The 16,792-nt window shown below is 28.6% G+C and carries 11 protein-coding genes and 1 riboswitch; of the genes, 9 read left to right on the top strand and 2 right to left on the bottom strand.

Going from position 1 to position 16,792, the window contains the following annotated elements; genetic code table 11:
- The first annotated feature begins 35 nt into the window (after positions 1–35).
- The 7 genes from K0040_RS10225 to K0040_RS10195 all read left to right on the top strand — a co-directional run bounded on the left by K0040_RS10225 (position 36) and on the right by K0040_RS10195 (position 11,951).
- Positions 36–1,112 (top strand): MGDG synthase family glycosyltransferase, encoded by a 1,077-nt coding sequence (locus K0040_RS10225; RefSeq protein ID WP_228108723.1) that lies wholly within the window; start codon positions 36–38, stop codon positions 1,110–1,112.
- Entirely contained in the window at positions 1,103–1,792 is a 690-nt protein-coding gene (locus K0040_RS10220; RefSeq protein ID WP_228108722.1) for a polysaccharide deacetylase family protein, read from the top strand. The genes K0040_RS10225 and K0040_RS10220 overlap by 10 nt, the downstream gene beginning before the upstream one ends.
- On the top strand, positions 1,785–2,861 hold the full coding sequence (locus tag K0040_RS10215) for a lysylphosphatidylglycerol synthase transmembrane domain-containing protein (protein WP_228108721.1): 1,077 nt from the start codon (positions 1,785–1,787) through the stop codon (positions 2,859–2,861). The genes K0040_RS10220 and K0040_RS10215 overlap by 8 nt, the downstream gene beginning before the upstream one ends.
- Positions 2,851–3,558, top strand: a complete 708-nt coding sequence (locus tag K0040_RS10210; protein WP_228108720.1) for a response regulator transcription factor — start codon at positions 2,851–2,853, stop codon at positions 3,556–3,558. The genes K0040_RS10215 and K0040_RS10210 overlap by 11 nt, the downstream gene beginning before the upstream one ends.
- Positions 3,539–5,131 (top strand): HAMP domain-containing sensor histidine kinase, encoded by a 1,593-nt coding sequence (locus K0040_RS10205; protein ID WP_228108719.1) that lies wholly within the window; start codon positions 3,539–3,541, stop codon positions 5,129–5,131. Before K0040_RS10210 ends, K0040_RS10205 begins: the two co-directional genes overlap by 20 nt.
- 343 nt (positions 5,132–5,474) lie before the next feature.
- Positions 5,475–5,665, top strand: a riboswitch (cobalamin riboswitch).
- 113 nt (positions 5,666–5,778) lie between these two features.
- The gene (locus K0040_RS10200; RefSeq protein WP_228108718.1) at positions 5,779–6,642 is read left to right on the top strand and encodes a hypothetical protein; all 864 of its coding nucleotides are present in this window, start codon (positions 5,779–5,781) and stop codon (positions 6,640–6,642) included.
- 311 nt (positions 6,643–6,953) lie between these two features.
- Entirely contained in the window at positions 6,954–11,951 is a 4,998-nt protein-coding gene (locus tag K0040_RS10195) for a leucine-rich repeat protein (protein WP_228108717.1), read from the top strand.
- A 96-nt stretch (positions 11,952–12,047) separates the two neighbouring features.
- On the opposite strand, the gene feoB is transcribed toward K0040_RS10195, so the two are convergent.
- Complete coding sequence (gene feoB, locus K0040_RS10190) at positions 12,048–14,168, bottom strand: ferrous iron transport protein B (RefSeq protein WP_228108716.1); 2,121 nt, start codon at positions 14,166–14,168, stop codon at positions 12,048–12,050.
- Positions 14,169–14,196: 28 nt separating this feature from the next.
- Entirely contained in the window at positions 14,197–14,424 is a 228-nt protein-coding gene (locus tag K0040_RS10185; protein WP_228108715.1) for a FeoA family protein, read from the bottom strand.
- Positions 14,425–14,675: 251 nt separating this feature from the next.
- On the opposite strand from K0040_RS10185, the gene K0040_RS10180 reads away from it, so the two are divergent.
- Both K0040_RS10180 and K0040_RS10175 read left to right on the top strand, forming a co-directional pair.
- Positions 14,676–15,143 carry a metal-dependent transcriptional regulator gene (locus K0040_RS10180; RefSeq protein ID WP_228108714.1) on the top strand — a complete coding sequence of 156 codons (468 nt, stop codon included), beginning with the start codon at positions 14,676–14,678 and terminating at the stop codon, positions 15,141–15,143.
- Between the two features lie 11 nt (positions 15,144–15,154).
- Positions 15,155–16,618 (top strand): UDP-N-acetylmuramoyl-L-alanyl-D-glutamate--2,6-diaminopimelate ligase, encoded by a 1,464-nt coding sequence (locus K0040_RS10175; protein WP_228108713.1) that lies wholly within the window; start codon positions 15,155–15,157, stop codon positions 16,616–16,618.
- Positions 16,619–16,792: the final 174 nt, after the last annotated feature.

Below are 16,792 nucleotides of genomic sequence, written 5' to 3'. Positions count from 1 at the left end.
CTTTAAATTAGTTAATAGATTGTGAGGTAATTAATATGAAAGCAGTAATATTTACAGGCGCATTTGGAATGGGCCATTATTCAGCAGCAGAGGCTGTGAAAGAAGAAATATTAAGAGAAGAACCAGAGGCAACAGTTATTATAATAGATATGATAGAGTATATATTTCCAAAACTTAGTGAATTAATATATTTAGTTTTCAACTTTATGGTTAATAAATTCTCTTTAATTTATAATTTTTTTAATAAAATTGTAGCAAAAAGAACTAGTGTACCACTAAAAAAATCAGTTATAAAAAAAGTAGATTTATTATTAAAAAATAGTGATGTTGATTTGGTAATTTCTACTTTTCCAGCTTGCTCTCAATATTTTTCAGCATATAAAAAAATGAGAAATTGTAATATTCCTCTTTATACTTATGTTACAGATATATCTGTAAATGAGGAATGGATTAGTGAACAAACTGATTTATATTTCGTAGGCAGCGACATAACAAAAAAATCACTTTTGAGTAAAAATGTAGATAGTGATAAAATAGTAATCAGTGGTATACCTGTTAAACAAAATTTTAAGGAAGAAAAGAAAATAGAAAAGTCAAAGGATAAAAAAGAAGTATTAATAATGGGTGGAGGATTAGGTCTTATGCCTTGTGCAATGGACTTTTTAGAAAAACTTTCAAAAGATGATAATATAAAAATAACATTTATAGCAGGAAAAAATAAAAAACTACTAGAATGTGTAAGAGAAAAGTATCCTAATGTGGAATCAATTGGATATACAGTTAAAGTTGACAAATATATGAAAAAAGCAGACTTAATAATTTCAAAATCTGGAGGAATAACATTATTTGAAGCTATTTTTAGTGGAACACCATTATATGTTATTAGACCATTTTTATATCAAGAAATAGGAAATGCCTTATATATACAAGACAGTTGTATTGGTAAGGTAATATGGACAAATGGAACGGATATTTATGAAGATGTAACATCTTTACTAAATAATGAATTACTTTTAAAAAGCATGGAAGAAAATATAGTAATTGAAAAAGAAAAATTACAAAGTACATCACCACTTAATTATTATCATGGAGGTATAACAGCTTGTTATTAAAAATTATAATAATTTTGGTTATAATATTGTTGTGTTATAGTACTGTGCCAACTTATTTATATAAACTTCAATATAAACCAACGAAGAAAAACAATTCAAATGATAAAGTGCTATACTTAACTTTTGATGATGGACCAGATGAAAAGTATACGCCTTGTCTTTTAGATTTGTTAAAAAAACATAATATAAAGGCTACTTTCTTTATGGTAGCAACTTTTGCCGATGAAAATCCTATGATAGTGAATAGGATGAAAGAGGAAGGTCATTGCATAGGTCTTCATTCTTATGAACATAAAAATGCCTTATATCAGAGTAAATCTTATACTTCATATGATTTTGAACAAAGTGTAAAAGCCATGGAAAAACTAGATATTAACGTGAAATTTTATAGACCGCCTTGGGGACATTGCAATATATTCACAAATCATGAAGCAAAGAAACATAATTTAATAAAAGTACTATGGGATGTAATGGCACAAGATTGGGAAAAAAATACAACATCTCAAGTTATATGTGATAAATTATTAAGAAGAAGTAAAAATGGAAGCATAATCTGTTTGCATGATGGACGTGGAAAAGATGAAGCTCCATCGAGGACAATAAAAGCCTTAGAAAAAGCAATTCCAGCATGGGAGAAAGAAGGCTATAAATTTTTGACTATGGAGGATTATTATGAGTAAAAAAGTTTCTCCAAAGAGTATATTAAAAAACGGTGGTTTATTTATTGGGTTAATTTTATTAACTTTTTATATGATTTTTAAAAATAATAATATAGAAGAGATTATAAATGCAATTTCTACTTTAAATATAAATTATATAATAATAAGCATAATTTGTAGCTTTACTTTTGTTATTTGTGAAGGCATAAATATAGGTAGAAATCTAAAACTTATGGAGTATGAAATTAATTTTATAACTTCAATAAAATATGCAATTGTAGGCCTATTTTTTAGTTCTGTAACACCATCTGCAACAGGAGGTCAACCAATGCAAGTTTATTATATGCACAAAGATGGAATTCAAGTATCACATTCATCTTTAGCTCTTCTTATGGACCTTGCCAGTTTTCAGTTTGTAACAGTTACTATGGCCATAATAGGCTATATAGCCCAACATGAATTATTAGTTAATACTTTGGGTAATATTAAATACTTTGTTGCACTAGGAATTTTTTTAAATACATTAGTAATGATATTTATATTAACAGCAATTTTTTCAAGAAGATTTATAGGAAAGTTTATTGATTTTATTTGTTTTATTCTAGTAAAAATCAAATATAAAAAAGTAGATAAATTTAAAGAAATGGCATTATGTCAAGTGAAAGAATATAAAGACAGCGCTAAATATTTCAAAGAAAATAAATTAACAGTTTTAAAAATTGTATTAACTACAACAATACAAATAATAGCCCTTCATAGTATTTCATTTTGGATATACAAGGCATCTAGTTTAAGTGGATATTCTTTTGTGACAGTAGTTATGTTACAATCAGTTTTATACATTAGTGTATCTGCATTACCACTACCTGGAGCTGTAGGAGCTAGTGAAAGTGGATTTATGCTTATTTACAAAACTTTGTTCCCAGTTCAACTTTTAAGCTCGTCTATGCTTGTAAGTAGAGGAATAAGTTTTTATTTATTAGTACTATTAAGTGGCATTGTTCTTGCTACCACTTATCTTTTAAACATCAGAGGAAATCATTACATTAAAGTTACTAGAAAAAGAAGAGGTGAAAATTTTGACATATAATATACTTGTTGTAGAAGACGATATAGACATAATAAAGCTACTAAAGATTTATCTTGAAAATGATGGGCATAGAGTAATTTCTGCTCAAAACGGATTAGATGCATTACAGATAATAGAAAATATAAAAGTTGATTTAGTAGTAATGGATATTATGATGCCAAAAATGGATGGTTATGAATTAACCATGAGAATAAGATCAAAATATACTATTCCAATAATAATTTTATCTGCTAAAAACGAAGATAGTGATAAGATAATGGGATTGAATTTAGGTGCAGATGATTATATGACAAAGCCATTTAATCCATTGGAAATAGTGGCAAGAATTAATTCTAACTTAAGAAGATTTTATGATTTTAATAAAATAGTAGCGCCAAAAGATGAAGAAGTACAATTAATAGTAGGTGACTTAATTTTAGATACACAAAAGTTAGCTCTTTACAAAAAAGGAAAAGAAGTTGTAGTAACACCTACAGAATATAAAATTTTGGCTCTTCTTATGAAAACACCAGGAAAAGTATATACAAAGCTGCAAATATGCGAAGCAATTAATGGAGAGTATATTGAAAGTGACAATAATACTATGATGGTTCATATTTCTCGACTGCGTGAAAAGGTTGAAGATGATTCTAAAAATCCTAAGTATATAAAAACTGTGAGAGGGATAGGATATAAAATTGCGAAAAAAGAAAAGTAAATTTTTTACCATTTTAGTTGGAAATTACATTGTTTTTACAGGAATTATTATAGTTTCTATTATATGTATATTACATGGTATAAATCATAAAATAAAAGATATTGCTAGTGAACCTAGAATTAATGAATTAGTAGATTATGCAAGCTTAATTACTGAAAATGGAAATAATGAAATTAATAAATCACGTATAAAAAAATTAGCCGGAAAAGATACTTTCATTCAATTATTAGATGAAAATAATAAGGTTATATATGAGAGTGTGCCTGGAAAATTCAACAAAGAATTTACAAAGGGAGAGTTAAGCTGTATACATGATTATTATGACGATCCATATATTGATATTCAAAAATATAAAAATGATAAAAATAAAGAAAATGTATCAGTATCCATAACTTATTATGATGAAGATGACAATATTCATAATAGAATTTACGTGGTAGATGATAAATTAAATTTAATATATACAAATACGAGAGATACTAGAAAGTCTTTTACTAAAAATGAGTTTAAATATTTAACAGGAACTTATCTAAAAGGATATGATATTAGAAAATATTCTTTTAAAGATAAAGACAATGAAAAGTTAACACTTTTAATAAATACGCCTTCTCTTACTAAGGAAATATGTAGTAAGATTTTAACTATTGGCATATGCGCATTTATATTATTTATACTAATATATATTATCTTAATTATAATATTTATAACTTGGCTAAATCATAAAGTAAAAAGACCTATTAATATTTTAAATGAAGCAATTGTAAAGTTTAAAAACGGTGAGCGTGAAAATTATTTAGATTATGATGGACCACAGGAATTTTGTGATATTTGTAGTAGTTTTAATGATATGTCAAGGCAGTTGTATGATAGTGAGAAAAAGCGTGAAAGCTTGGAAGAAGAAAAACAAAAAATGCTTGCGGATATATCTCACGATTTAAAAACACCAATAACAGTTATAAAAGGATATTCAAAAGCTGTTTGTGATAATCTAGTTTCAGAAGAAGAAAAAGATCAATATCTTATGACAATATATAAAAAAGCAGATCACTTAGATGAATTGATTAATACTTTTTATGAATATAGCAAATTAGAACATCCAGATTACAAATTTGTTTTTGAAAAAATAGATTTATGTGAATATGGTAGAGTTTATCTAGCAGGAAAATATGAAGAACTAGATATAAATGGAGTGGAGTTGGAAGCTGATATTCCAGATGATCCTATTTATTGCAAGTTAGATAGGATTCAGTTAAAACGTGTTTTTGAAAATATTATATCAAACTCATTAAAACATAATAAAAAAGATTTATCCATATTATTTGAAATTGAAGAATATTTTGACAAGGTGAAAATAAATATTGCAGATAACGGCTATGGAATTTCAAAGGAAATGCGAAAAAATATTTTTAATCCTTTTGTGGTTGGGGAAAAATCTCGTACCAAAAAAGGTTCAGGGCTGGGACTTGCCATAAGTAAAAAAATAGTAAAAGCTCATGGTGGAAGTATAAAAATTGTGGATGCTAGAAAAAACTATAAAACAGAATTTGAAATTATACTTCCAAGAGAAGTATAGAATTTTAATCAAAAAGATTTATTGATGCCAGGTATGAATTTTCATACCTGGCATTTTTTACATATTAGAAAATTATAGTTGAATTTACGCTGTTGATAAACTCTGTAATGAAGTTATACCAACTCATTTAGTAAGTGTAAAAAATATATTTTTGAGCAAGGTCGTTGCCTAAAAACATAAGTACAATATTATGAAGGGTGTAAAAAGTAGTACTATGATGGTACTACTTTTGTTAGAAAAAAGACTATACTAAAGTCTGAATAAATATACTGTATAATAAATATGAGGTAATAATTTGTAAACTTATTGAATATTATAGATAATAAAAAATAGTAATGTAAATATATAAATAATTAATATATGTAAAAAATGAAAAATATTTTTTATTTTGGAAGTGCGGTGAGATTCCGCCACAGATTATCCCTGCTGTAATAAGTTACGAAATTTGCTATTACCACTGGAGTTATCTCTGGGAAGGAGTAAAGAGTAGGTTTGAGCTTTAGTCAGAATACAGGCATATATGCTTATGATGAAAGATGTCCGAAGGCATAATCGGAGGTTTATTTTTCCTGTGATTTTTGATAATGAAATGGAAATTAATCCTCCTTATAAAAAATAATATTTTTAATAAAGAAGGGGATGTTTTTATGAACAAAAGATTTAGAAAATTTGCGACTACAGGAATGGCTACAGCTATAATGTTATTTATGGGGGCAACATCATTTGCAACTGATTTTTTTACAGAGTATCCTAATTTAACTAATTATAATACTGATTATAATTATACTATTCAAAAAGGAAGTGTAACTGCGTATCAACCTTTAATGGTTCAAGGCGCAAAAAGCAATTGGTATGGTACAAGTCTTTTTAATAGTTTAGCAGATGCAAATTCTATCAATTGGGATATTGTACAAGGAAGTACAGATGCTGTAAGTGTTAGCAAACAAGCCCCAGAATCAGTAGGAAATCAATTTGCAGCTAAGGGAAAAGCTAAGATTGATAAGTCAAAGAATGCAGGGGTGGCAGTTGTAGAAGCAACAAATAAAACAAATGGATACATGGACTTTACTGTAGTATTAAATCCAAGGGATGTACAACAAGATGTTTCTGGTGTAAATGTAAGAGCATACGATGCTTCAAGCGGTAGTTTTAAATTTTTAAAAAGTGTATCAACAAGTGCTGTATCATCTAATATAAATTATCCATCTGCAATGGATGCAATAGCTGTGGTAGCTGATAATTTTGTTGATGATTTACAATGGGGAAGTAAATTCTTAAAAAATGTAAATATAAATAATAAAGATTATCCATATATGGAAAATGAACTTGGTTGGATGTATAGAGTATATGATTGCGAAGGAAATGCAACTTCTGAACAAAAAATGGTAGATGTTTCTGAAAAAGTTGGTGGAGAAACATTTGATGTGGAGTTAGGACAAACTGTTGTTTGGGCATATGGAGGCTATAGCGTACAATTCCCAGAAAACTTGTCAGAGTTACCTACTAAATAGTAAACAATTAAATCATTTGTGTTAATAAATATATTTATTATTACAATAAGAAAAATGATAAATTTATTACATAATTGGTAATTTGTTATAAAAGGGGTGCTTTCAGAGCACCCTTTTACATTTAAGGAAATTATAGTTAAGTTTACGCTGTTGATAAACTCTGGAATCAAGTTATATCAAGTCATTTAGGAAATGTAAAAAATGTATTTTTGAGCAAGGTCGTTGCCTAAAATTTCATAGCGCCCACGCAGTGGCTTAAAGCGAAGCGAATTTTTTATAGATTTATAATATTTTAATTTGGGGGGAAAGATATGAGGAATAAAAACACTAAGAGATTAAGTCAAAAAATTATTAGCTCTTTTCTTGCATTTATTATGGTGTTTACCTTATCTACAGTATCATCAATAAAATCTTTTGCACAAGAAGTATTAACACAAAAAGTACATGTAATAGTAGAAAATACTACGTACTCTAAAAAAGATGGAGCAGCATGGGATGGAACTTTAGTAGATGATTGGGTAAAAATTGAAGACAATATGACTATGATGGATGCAATAGTTAAAGCACTAGATAAGGTAAAAGCTACACAAACAGGTGCAGAAAATAATTACATAAGTGAAATCAATGGACTGGAAGCATTTGACGGTGGATCTAGTTCAGGATGGATGGGAACTAAAAATGATTGGTTTGTTAATCTAGGATTTGGGGCATTTAAGGTAAAGACTAATGATGAAATTAGAGTAATGTATACTACTAATTTTGGAGCAGATATAGGTGGGAATTATAGTAAAAATGATACATCATTAAAAGCTATTGATTTTAGTAAAGGAAGTTTATCACCTAAATTTAGCAGTGAAACTAAAGAGTATACACTAGAACTTGGAGATACTAATAAAATAACTGTAAAACCAACAGCTGCTAATAAAAACTACCAAGTAAGAGTATATAAAGGAGAAGATGTAGATACATCAAAAGAAGGATATAAAAGAAGTGAAGAAATAAAAGTATTAGATGGAGAAACTATAAAGGTTATATGTGGTGATAAGTCTTGGCCAGGATCAGGCCAAAATATAGAATCTAGTACATATACATTTAAAATAAAATCAAATATTAAATCAAACACGGCTCCAGTACCTAGCAAAGAAAGTGACAGTGCTAGTATTAAGCTAGGAGAAACTTATTCCCTAGATTTATCTAAAATATTTAGGGATGAGGAAAATGACAAATTAACATATACAGTATCAGTTGATAATAAGAAAGAAGTAGATGCGGATTCAAATTATTCATTTAAACCAGAAAAATCAGGGAATTATAAACTAAAATTCATAGCAAATGATGGAAAAAAGACATCAAAACCTTATACATTAAATTTATCAGTAGGTGATGAAAAAGCCTATGAAATAAAGACTTTGGACACAGAAAATGGACAAATATCAGTAGATGTAAAAGAAGGTAAATTAAATACAAAAGTTACTTTAACTGTAAAACCAGATGAAAATTTTGCAATGGATACATTGGAAATAAAAGACAAAGACGGAAATGACATAAAAAGACAAATAGATCAAGATAAATCTGATGGTATTAATTATATATATACATTTGAAATACCTTCTTCAGATGTGAAGATAAAGGCCACTTTTGATAAGGCATATACATATAGTATTGAAGGTCATGATTGGCCTAATATGTCCTCCTTAGAGGTATACAATAGATACGGTGAAATAGTAAAGCCAAAAAAAATTGTAGAAACAGATTGGGGAGAAGATGGTAAAGAATTTGAGAAAGGATATTACCATCTGACAGCAGGTGAATATAAATACACTTTCTTTGGATATGAAAAAAATATAGGTAGAAAAGGAACGTTCCAAGTAGAAAAAACTAAGGAAGAACAATCAAAAACTTTTTTCCCGTTTGAAATATATATAGACGAGAATAAATTAAATAAAAAAGATAGTAATGAAGTAAATATAGAAATAACAGATCCAGATGGAAATGTACTTGATATAAAGCCAGGATACACAGATAATGAGAAAAATATAAATCAGAGTTATTATTATGTGTTAGAAGCTAAAGGAGAAGATAAGAAATATAAAATAAAAGTTACTCCAGTAGATAAAAATGTAAATTACAAATTTACTACTCAAAATTGTGACTCAAACGATCAAATATATACATATGTAAGTGCTGAACTTGATGGATCAAATTGTACAAGTACTAGAACGATAAAAGTATATTTACAATCTAAATCTGAAGATCCAATAGAATATAGAGTAAATAAAGGGGCCGGTCTTCATCTATACAATATATATGGAGAAGCATACAGAGAGCTTTTTGAAGTTAAGCCACTGTCTGTAGATACATCAAACAAAGAATACGATAGTTATAAATTCCAAGTGCCCTCAGATCACTATAAGTTAGTAGCAGGTGGAGGAGATACGCAATACGTTAAGACAACTAAACCATATTTTTATTTAGATACAGAGAAAGTAAAAGAAGCCATTACCCTAGATTTAGTAAAAAAAGAAGACTATGAAGAAAATCCATACTATCGTAATAAGTGGGATGATATCTATACAAATATTACTGATGAAGGTAGTCATGTAAATATGAATGTGGGAGACACCCAAAAGTTAGAAACATTTCGTGTTTGGCAGGGAATGACAAGTCCCGTTTCAAATAAATTTGTTGAACCAGATAAACATTATGAAGTTATATATGGAAAAGACAATCTATCTATAGAAGAAAAAGGTAAGGAAGGTAGAAAATATGTAAATATGACTGGTAAAAAAGAAGGAATAGCAGTTATTAAAATTACATACGATCCTTTAATTGAAGGTCAAGAAGCAACTAGTGATCCTGGGTTTGACAAGAAAAGAATATATGGATTTAATGCAATAGATAAAGAACAAACAGGAATAGTTATAGTAAATGTAGGTGGTAGCAGAGGAGATATAGATCCTAATTTTAAAGTAAGAGATAGAAAATGGACAAAATACGATACAGTATATTTTACTGGAGATACAACATATCCAGATGGAACAGTTGTAAAAGGTAAGGGATATGGAGAATATACTTTTACACCAACTAAAGGTGTTACAGTAGAAACACATGATCCAATACATATAGATAGTGATTTTGCCAATAATTGGACAAAGTACGAAGCAGATAAAAATGGTTCCTATACTATTAAAGTAAAGACTGGTAGAAATATAATAAGAATGACATCTGGTGATAATGTATTATATTATGTATTAGATGCTATGGAAAGTGATATAAGCATATCTAATGATAGCAATAAAGGTAAGGAGCTTAAAGTAGGAAATAAAGCAAGTGTAAGCTTTACAAATTTAGAGCTACCAGTTTATAAAATGGCTTCTATATATAATCCAGGTTTCCCTGATAGAACATTCTTAGTGTATGACTTAAATGGAGAAACTATAGAAGGTCCTCATAAGCAATATTCTGTAAATAGCCCATTAACATTTACAATAGACAAAAAGGGTACTTACAAATTATCTAAAGGAAAAGTACATGCACAGCATATGGGAAGTCCTCTAGATACTCATTGCAAAATACCACAAGAGGGTCTATCACCAAACTTTAATGCAGGATATGGAGATAATGATATTTATTTTAATATTATGCCTGATATAGAAATAAGTGTAGATGATAAAGATACATCAATACCAAGAGTTAAAGCATCAGTTAATGATGAAAAATGTGGAAAAGCTACTGTAGAAAAGGTAAGTGAAGATGCAGAAAAGAAAACAGCAAAATATAAATTAGCAGCAGTAGCAAATGAAAACTATGAATTTGAAGGATGGAGCCTTAAAGGGTCAAATAAAATAGTATCAACAGATGCACAGTACGAAGTAGAAATAGATAAAAATACAGAGTATGTGGCAAACTTTAAGTTAGCATATATACAAGATAAAACATTAAGATACACAGTATTAGAAGATGGAACATTATCAGTAAAAGAGCCCCTTGATGAAAATGTTACAGAAGTTATAATTCCAGAAGAAGTAGAAGGAAGAAAAGTAGTAGAAATAGGAGATAGAGCATTTTATTCTTGTCAAAAACTAACTAAAGTAGAATTATCCGAAGGATTAAAGGAGATAAAAGCAAGAGCATTTATGACTTGCATATTATTAGAGCGTATAAAAATACCAGAAACAGTAGAAGTAATAGGTCAATCAGTGTTTGCTGGTTGCGAAAAAATGAAGTCAGCAAAACTACCAAGTAAATCATTAAAAATGATACCAAAATCATTGTTTAATGGTTGTAAGTCATTAGAGAGTATAGAAATACCAGAAGGAATAGCAGTATTAAAAGATTCAGTATTTACAAATTGTGTAAGCTTGAAAGAAATAACACTACCAAAGAGTTTGACAAATATAGAATATCCTGAAATGGTATTTAGATATTGCCAAGCACTAAAAATAGTAAAAGGATACAAAGGAACATATGCAGAAGAATTTGCGAAAAAATACAACTATACATTTGTAGACTTAGATGTAAAAATGTCAGAAGCAACAGTATCAGTTAATGATGAAAAAGGTGGAAGTGCAGAAGCTAAAATGAAATCAAGTGATAAAAAAGAAGAAACAGCAACATGGATTTTAACAGCAAAAGCTAATACACATTATGAATTTGTAGGATGGATAGTAAAAGGCTCAGAGGAGGTAGTGTCAACAAATGCAACATATGAGGTAACAATAGATAAAGATACACAATATGTAGCAAAATTCAAATATGTAGGAGAATACCCACAAGTAAGCGTAGATACAAATGAAGAAAAAGGTGGAGAAGTAAGTTTTGAACTATTGAGTAAAAACGAAGATGACTTAACATCTAAGTGGAAACTAAAAGTCACTACAAATAAAGGATATAAGTTTGTAAAATGGGTGAAATCAGGAGATGAAGACACTATTTTAAGTGAAGATGTAGAGTATGTTGTAAATATAAGTGAGGATACAAAATTTATAGCAGTCTTTGAAAAAGAAAAATTAGACAATGACAATACAGATGATAATGATCCATCAGATAACAATGACAAAGATGACAATAATAATCAATCAAGTGATAATGACAAAGATGACAACAATAATCAACCAAGTGATGATAAAGATGACAATAAATTAGATAATCAAGATAATAATACTAATCAAAATACTAACAATAATAATGATTCAAATTCTTCGGTGAAAACAGGAGATCAATCATCAATATGGTTATACAGCGGAATTTTTATTGTAGCAGTTTGTATATTAGGATTTGCTATATTTAACAGAAGAAAGAAAAGTTAATAATAAATATTATAATAATTGTTCAAGTATAGTTAATGAATTTTAAATAAGAAGGATAGATAAATTTGTATAGGAGTAAATTTATCTATCCTTTTTTTAAACAATAATATTATAAATAGTTGTAGTAATAAAACATACAATAAAAGCTATGGCTGTAGGAATTAAAAATCCTAAAGCAGTCCATTTAATGCTATTTGTTTCTTTTTTTATAGTTAGAAGTGTAGTAGCACATGGCCAGTGGAGCAAACTAAACAACATCATATTTAATGCTGTTAAATAAGTCCAACCATTATTTTTTAGTAACTCACCTAATGCTGATAGTTGATCAAACTCGATCATTTTACCAGTAGCCATATAACTCATAATTAAAATAGGCACCACGATTTCGTTGGCAGGAAAGCCTAAGATAAATGCCAATAAAATAAAGCCGTCAAGTCCTATTAGTTTTCCAAGGGGATCTAAAAGATTAGCAACATGAGATAATATACTTATATCTCCAATATATATATTGGCAAAAATCCATGTAATAATTCCTGCTGGAATTGCCACTACTATAGCCCTTCTTAGTACAAATAAAGTTCTATCTATAATAGAAGTGTAAATTACTCTTCCAATTTGTGGTGGTCTGTAAGGTGGTAACTCCAGAGTGAAAGTTGATGGAACTCCTTTTAACAAAGTTTTAGACAATATAAATGAAACAAGTAAAGTAGTGAGAACACCTACAATTATTAGCAATGTAATAGATATAGCAGTAATGCTACTCGATATAAAATTGCTACTAATAACTGAGCTAAAGAAAATGGTTGATATGGCTATTAAAGTAGGAAATCTTCCATTACAAGGAACAAAGTTATTAGTAATTATAGCAATTAACCTCTCTCTTGGAGAGTCAATTATTCTACAACCAATAACGCCAGCAGCATTGCAACCAAACCCCATACACATAGTTAAACATTGCTTTCCATGACAACAAGCTTTTTTAAATAAATGATCAAGGTTAAAAGCTACTCTAGGAAGATACCCTAAATCTTCTAGTAATGTAAACAAAGGGAAAAATATAGCCATAGGAGGTAGCATTACTGATACAACCCAAGCTAAGGTTCTATACATTCCATAAGTCAACATTTCGTTTAACAATAGGGGCAAACCGATACTATTAAAAAAATTATAAATTTTTGGTTCTATGGAAAATAAGACATCAGAAAGCATGGAGGAAGGTACATTGGAACCTTCTATGGTAATCCAAAGTACTCCACAAAGTAGAAGTAACATAAGAGGAATGCCAAAGACCTTAGAGGATACAATCTTATCTATTTTTTCATCTCTGTCCATAGCGTTTTTATCTGTAATTGTTACAACGTCATCGCTTATAACTTTTGCATAGTCATAAGTAGTCTTTGTAAAGTGACTTCTTATTTTACTTTTATCAAAAATATCAGGAATTTTACTTTTAACATTATTTAAATCGTCTAGAATATTATTTTCAGTGTAATCATTTAAAGAAGTTAAAAGACTTTGGTCTCCATCAATTAACCTAAGGCCCAACCATCTAGGATTAATGGATGGAATAATACTATACAAATCTTCCTTTATAGAGCTTATTATTTTTTCGATTTCTTCATCATAATATACTGGTTTATTTTTAAATTTGTATTCTCCTTTTACCACTGAATTGAGAGTTTCCTTAAGGTCATCCATACCTAGGCCACTTCTAGCTGCTGTTAAAACTACAGGAATACCAAGCTTATCTTCCAATTTGTCTTTGTCAATCTTGATACCTTTTTTCTTTGCTTCATCTAATAAATTCAAACATAAAATTACATTGTCTGTAAGTTCCATTACTTGAAAAACAAGATTTAGATTCCTTTCAATACAAGTACTATCACAAACAACAATAACAGCGTCAGGATTTCCAAAGCAAATAAAATCACGGGCTACTATTTCCTCTTGTGATAGAGGAAACAAGGAATAAGTACCAGGCAAATCTATAAGAGAGTAGTTAACATCCTTATAAGAAAAATCCCCCCTGGCAGTACAAACAGTTTTACCAGGCCAATTGCCTGTATGTTGTTTTAATCCAGTTAAATAATTAAAAACAGTACTTTTGCCTGTATTTGGATTGCCTGCTAGGGCAATCATAATTTCATTATCTTTTTTTTCTATATGAAAAATATCTTCTAAAGATTTTATTTTAGTAGATTGTTGTGTCAAACCCATAATGCTATCCCCCTAAAATAATTAATTGTTAAATATAAGATACTAAAATTAAATTACTCTCTTCTTTACGCAAAGCAATCTTACTGCCACGGATGTTATAAACTGTTAAATTATTTTTAGGACCCTTTCTAAGAACATCTATTTCAGCTCCTTCAGTTAAACCTAAAGCTAGCATTCTTTCTTTTAAATTTCCTGTAGAAAGTAACCCCTCCACTTTAACAGTGTTTTTAATTTGAATGTCTGTAAGTGTTTTCATATTGCACCTCCATTATTTATAATTTTGAAAAGTCATTACCTAAGATGATTCTAAAACATAACAATTTTTCGCCACAAAGGTAGCGATGACAACTGGCCTGGCCAATAAGCAAGAAAATAAGTGTTGTTACACTAAGTTTTAGCTTAAGCTAACATTCTTAATTTAAATTATGCACCTTGTTCAAAAAGTGTTCAAAAAATATAGTAATATTTAAAACATATTAGAAATATACAATTATAGGAGGGGTTTTTGTGAGTAGAAGAGAGGATTATTACACTTTTAATGAATATATGAAAAACAATAAATTGACACCTAGTGAAGAGGATTATATTGAGATGATTTATAGATTAAATCTTGAAAATGATAAGGTGCAAGTTAAAGATATCTCTAAAAAACTCAATATTAAACCACCCTCTGTAACAAAAATGATAAAAAAATTAAATGACAAGAACATGTTGATTTATAAAAAATATGATAGTATTGAACTAACTTCTTTGGGAGAAAGCGTAGGAGCAAAACTACTAAGTAGGCATAATACCATAAAAGAATTTTTAACTATTCTTGGTATAAACGAATCTATTCATGAAGAAACAGAAACCATAGAACATACAATAAATGTTGAAACATTGATGAAAATTGAAGAGCTAATAAACTTTTTTAGAAGTAATGAAGATGTTTTAAGTAAACTTAAATTGTATCAAGAAGAAAATAAAAATTGAAGGGTGATATCATGAAATTAGAAGATCTTTTAAAAGATATAGAAATAATTTTGTTATCAGGCCCCAAAGATGTGGAAATAAAAGGGCTAGAATATGATTCACGAAACGTAAAAGAAGGGGATTTATTAGTTTGTATTAATGGAGCTAATGTTAATGGTCATAAATTCATTGAAAGTGCAAAGGCAAAGGGAGCAGTAGCCTTTGTAATTGAAGAAGATGTACAAAAAGATGATAATTTAACTTATATAAAAGTAAGAAGTACAAATGAAGTTATATCTACTTTAGGGAGAAATTTCTACAAAAATCCAAGTGAAAAAATTCAATTAATAGGTGTAACAGGCACTAATGGAAAGACAAGTGTGTCATCATTTTTGAAAGACATACTTAGTCAAGATGAAAAATGCGGATTTATTGGAACTATAGGCATATTTGATGGAAAAAATAATTATTTAAATAAAAACACAACACCTAATAATATTGAAATACAAAAGAGTTTGAATAATATGATAAATAATGATTGTAAATATTGTACTATGGAAGTTTCTTCTCATGCCTTGGCTTTGAAAAGAGTAGAAAATATGAAATACAAAATAGGCATATTTACAAACTTGACAGAAGATCATCTAGATTTTCATAAAACATTTGAGAATTATAGAAAAGCTAAGGAATCCTTATTTTATATGACTACAAGCGCAAATATTATTAATATAGATGATATTAATGGAAGAATAATATTGGATAATATTAAAACTTTGGGAGTACCTTATTATACCTATGGTATAAACTATGGTGCTACTTTTAGAGCTAAGGATGTAAAACTTTATGAAGATAAGACAGTATTTACTTTACATGGTCCCAATGATTTTCAAAGAGAAGTATCTTTAAATATGGTGGGACAATTTACAGTTTACAACTGTCTTGCTGTTATTTGTGCTTGTTATATATTAAATATGGATGTAGATGAAATAGTAAATAGAATAAGTATACTAAAAGGTGTAAATGGAAGATTTGAAAAAGTGGAAAATAACAAAGATATTCACGTATTTGTAGATTATGCACACACGCCTGATGCCTTAGATAATGTATTAAATAGTATAAAGGATTTTGCAAAAAAAAGAATAATCACAGTTTTTGGATGCGGAGGTAATAGAGAAAAAGAAAAAAGACCTCTTATGGGAAAAATTGCACAAGAGTATTCAGATATTGCTATAATAACTTCAGATAATCCAAGATATGAAGAACCAAATGAAATAATAAAAGATATATTAATAGGTATAGATAGGGAAAAAGAAAATTATGTTGTTATACTAGATAGAAAAGATGCTATTAAAGAAGCGATTAACATGGCTAAAGAAGGAGATGTAGTACTTATTGCAGGTAAAGGTCATGAAAACTACCAAATAATTAAAGATGAAATAGTAGAATTTGACGATAAACTAGTAGCAAAAGAGATTTTAGACAGCTTGGTTAGATAGTATAAATTATTCAATATATAAATAGTTTAAATATAACTTTTGGTTTAGAGAATGTCTATAGATTTGTGTAATAATTTTGTTTTGTAATTTATATTACTGGAAATTCAAAATTCCAGTAATATTTTTTTATTTCTAAGAAATACTAATACTAGCATTCTTTTCACAATTATTATG

This window comes from Terrisporobacter petrolearius (genome assembly GCF_020748185.1).
Classification (GTDB): domain Bacteria; phylum Bacillota; class Clostridia; order Peptostreptococcales; family Peptostreptococcaceae; genus Terrisporobacter; species Terrisporobacter petrolearius.
Note: the sequence above shows the minus strand (reverse complement) of the source record. Positions and strands in the feature narration are given on the sequence as shown.

What these genes read in the sequence shown, in the direction of transcription:
- K0040_RS10195 (WP_228108717.1), top strand. Translation starts at nt 6,954, where the DNA reads ATGAGGAATAAAAACACTAAGAGATTAAGTCAAAAAATTATTAGCTCT.
- K0040_RS10185 (WP_228108715.1), bottom strand. Translation starts at nt 14,424, where the DNA reads ATGAAAACACTTACAGACATTCAAATTAAAAACACTGTTAAAGTGGAG.
- K0040_RS10225 (WP_228108723.1), top strand. Translation starts at nt 36, where the DNA reads ATGAAAGCAGTAATATTTACAGGCGCATTTGGAATGGGCCATTATTCA.
- K0040_RS10200 (WP_228108718.1), top strand. Translation starts at nt 5,779, where the DNA reads ATGAACAAAAGATTTAGAAAATTTGCGACTACAGGAATGGCTACAGCT.
- K0040_RS10175 (WP_228108713.1), top strand. Translation starts at nt 15,155, where the DNA reads ATGAAATTAGAAGATCTTTTAAAAGATATAGAAATAATTTTGTTATCA.
- feoB (WP_228108716.1), bottom strand. Translation starts at nt 14,168, where the DNA reads ATGGGTTTGACACAACAATCTACTAAAATAAAATCTTTAGAAGATATT.
- K0040_RS10215 (WP_228108721.1), top strand. Translation starts at nt 1,785, where the DNA reads ATGAGTAAAAAAGTTTCTCCAAAGAGTATATTAAAAAACGGTGGTTTA.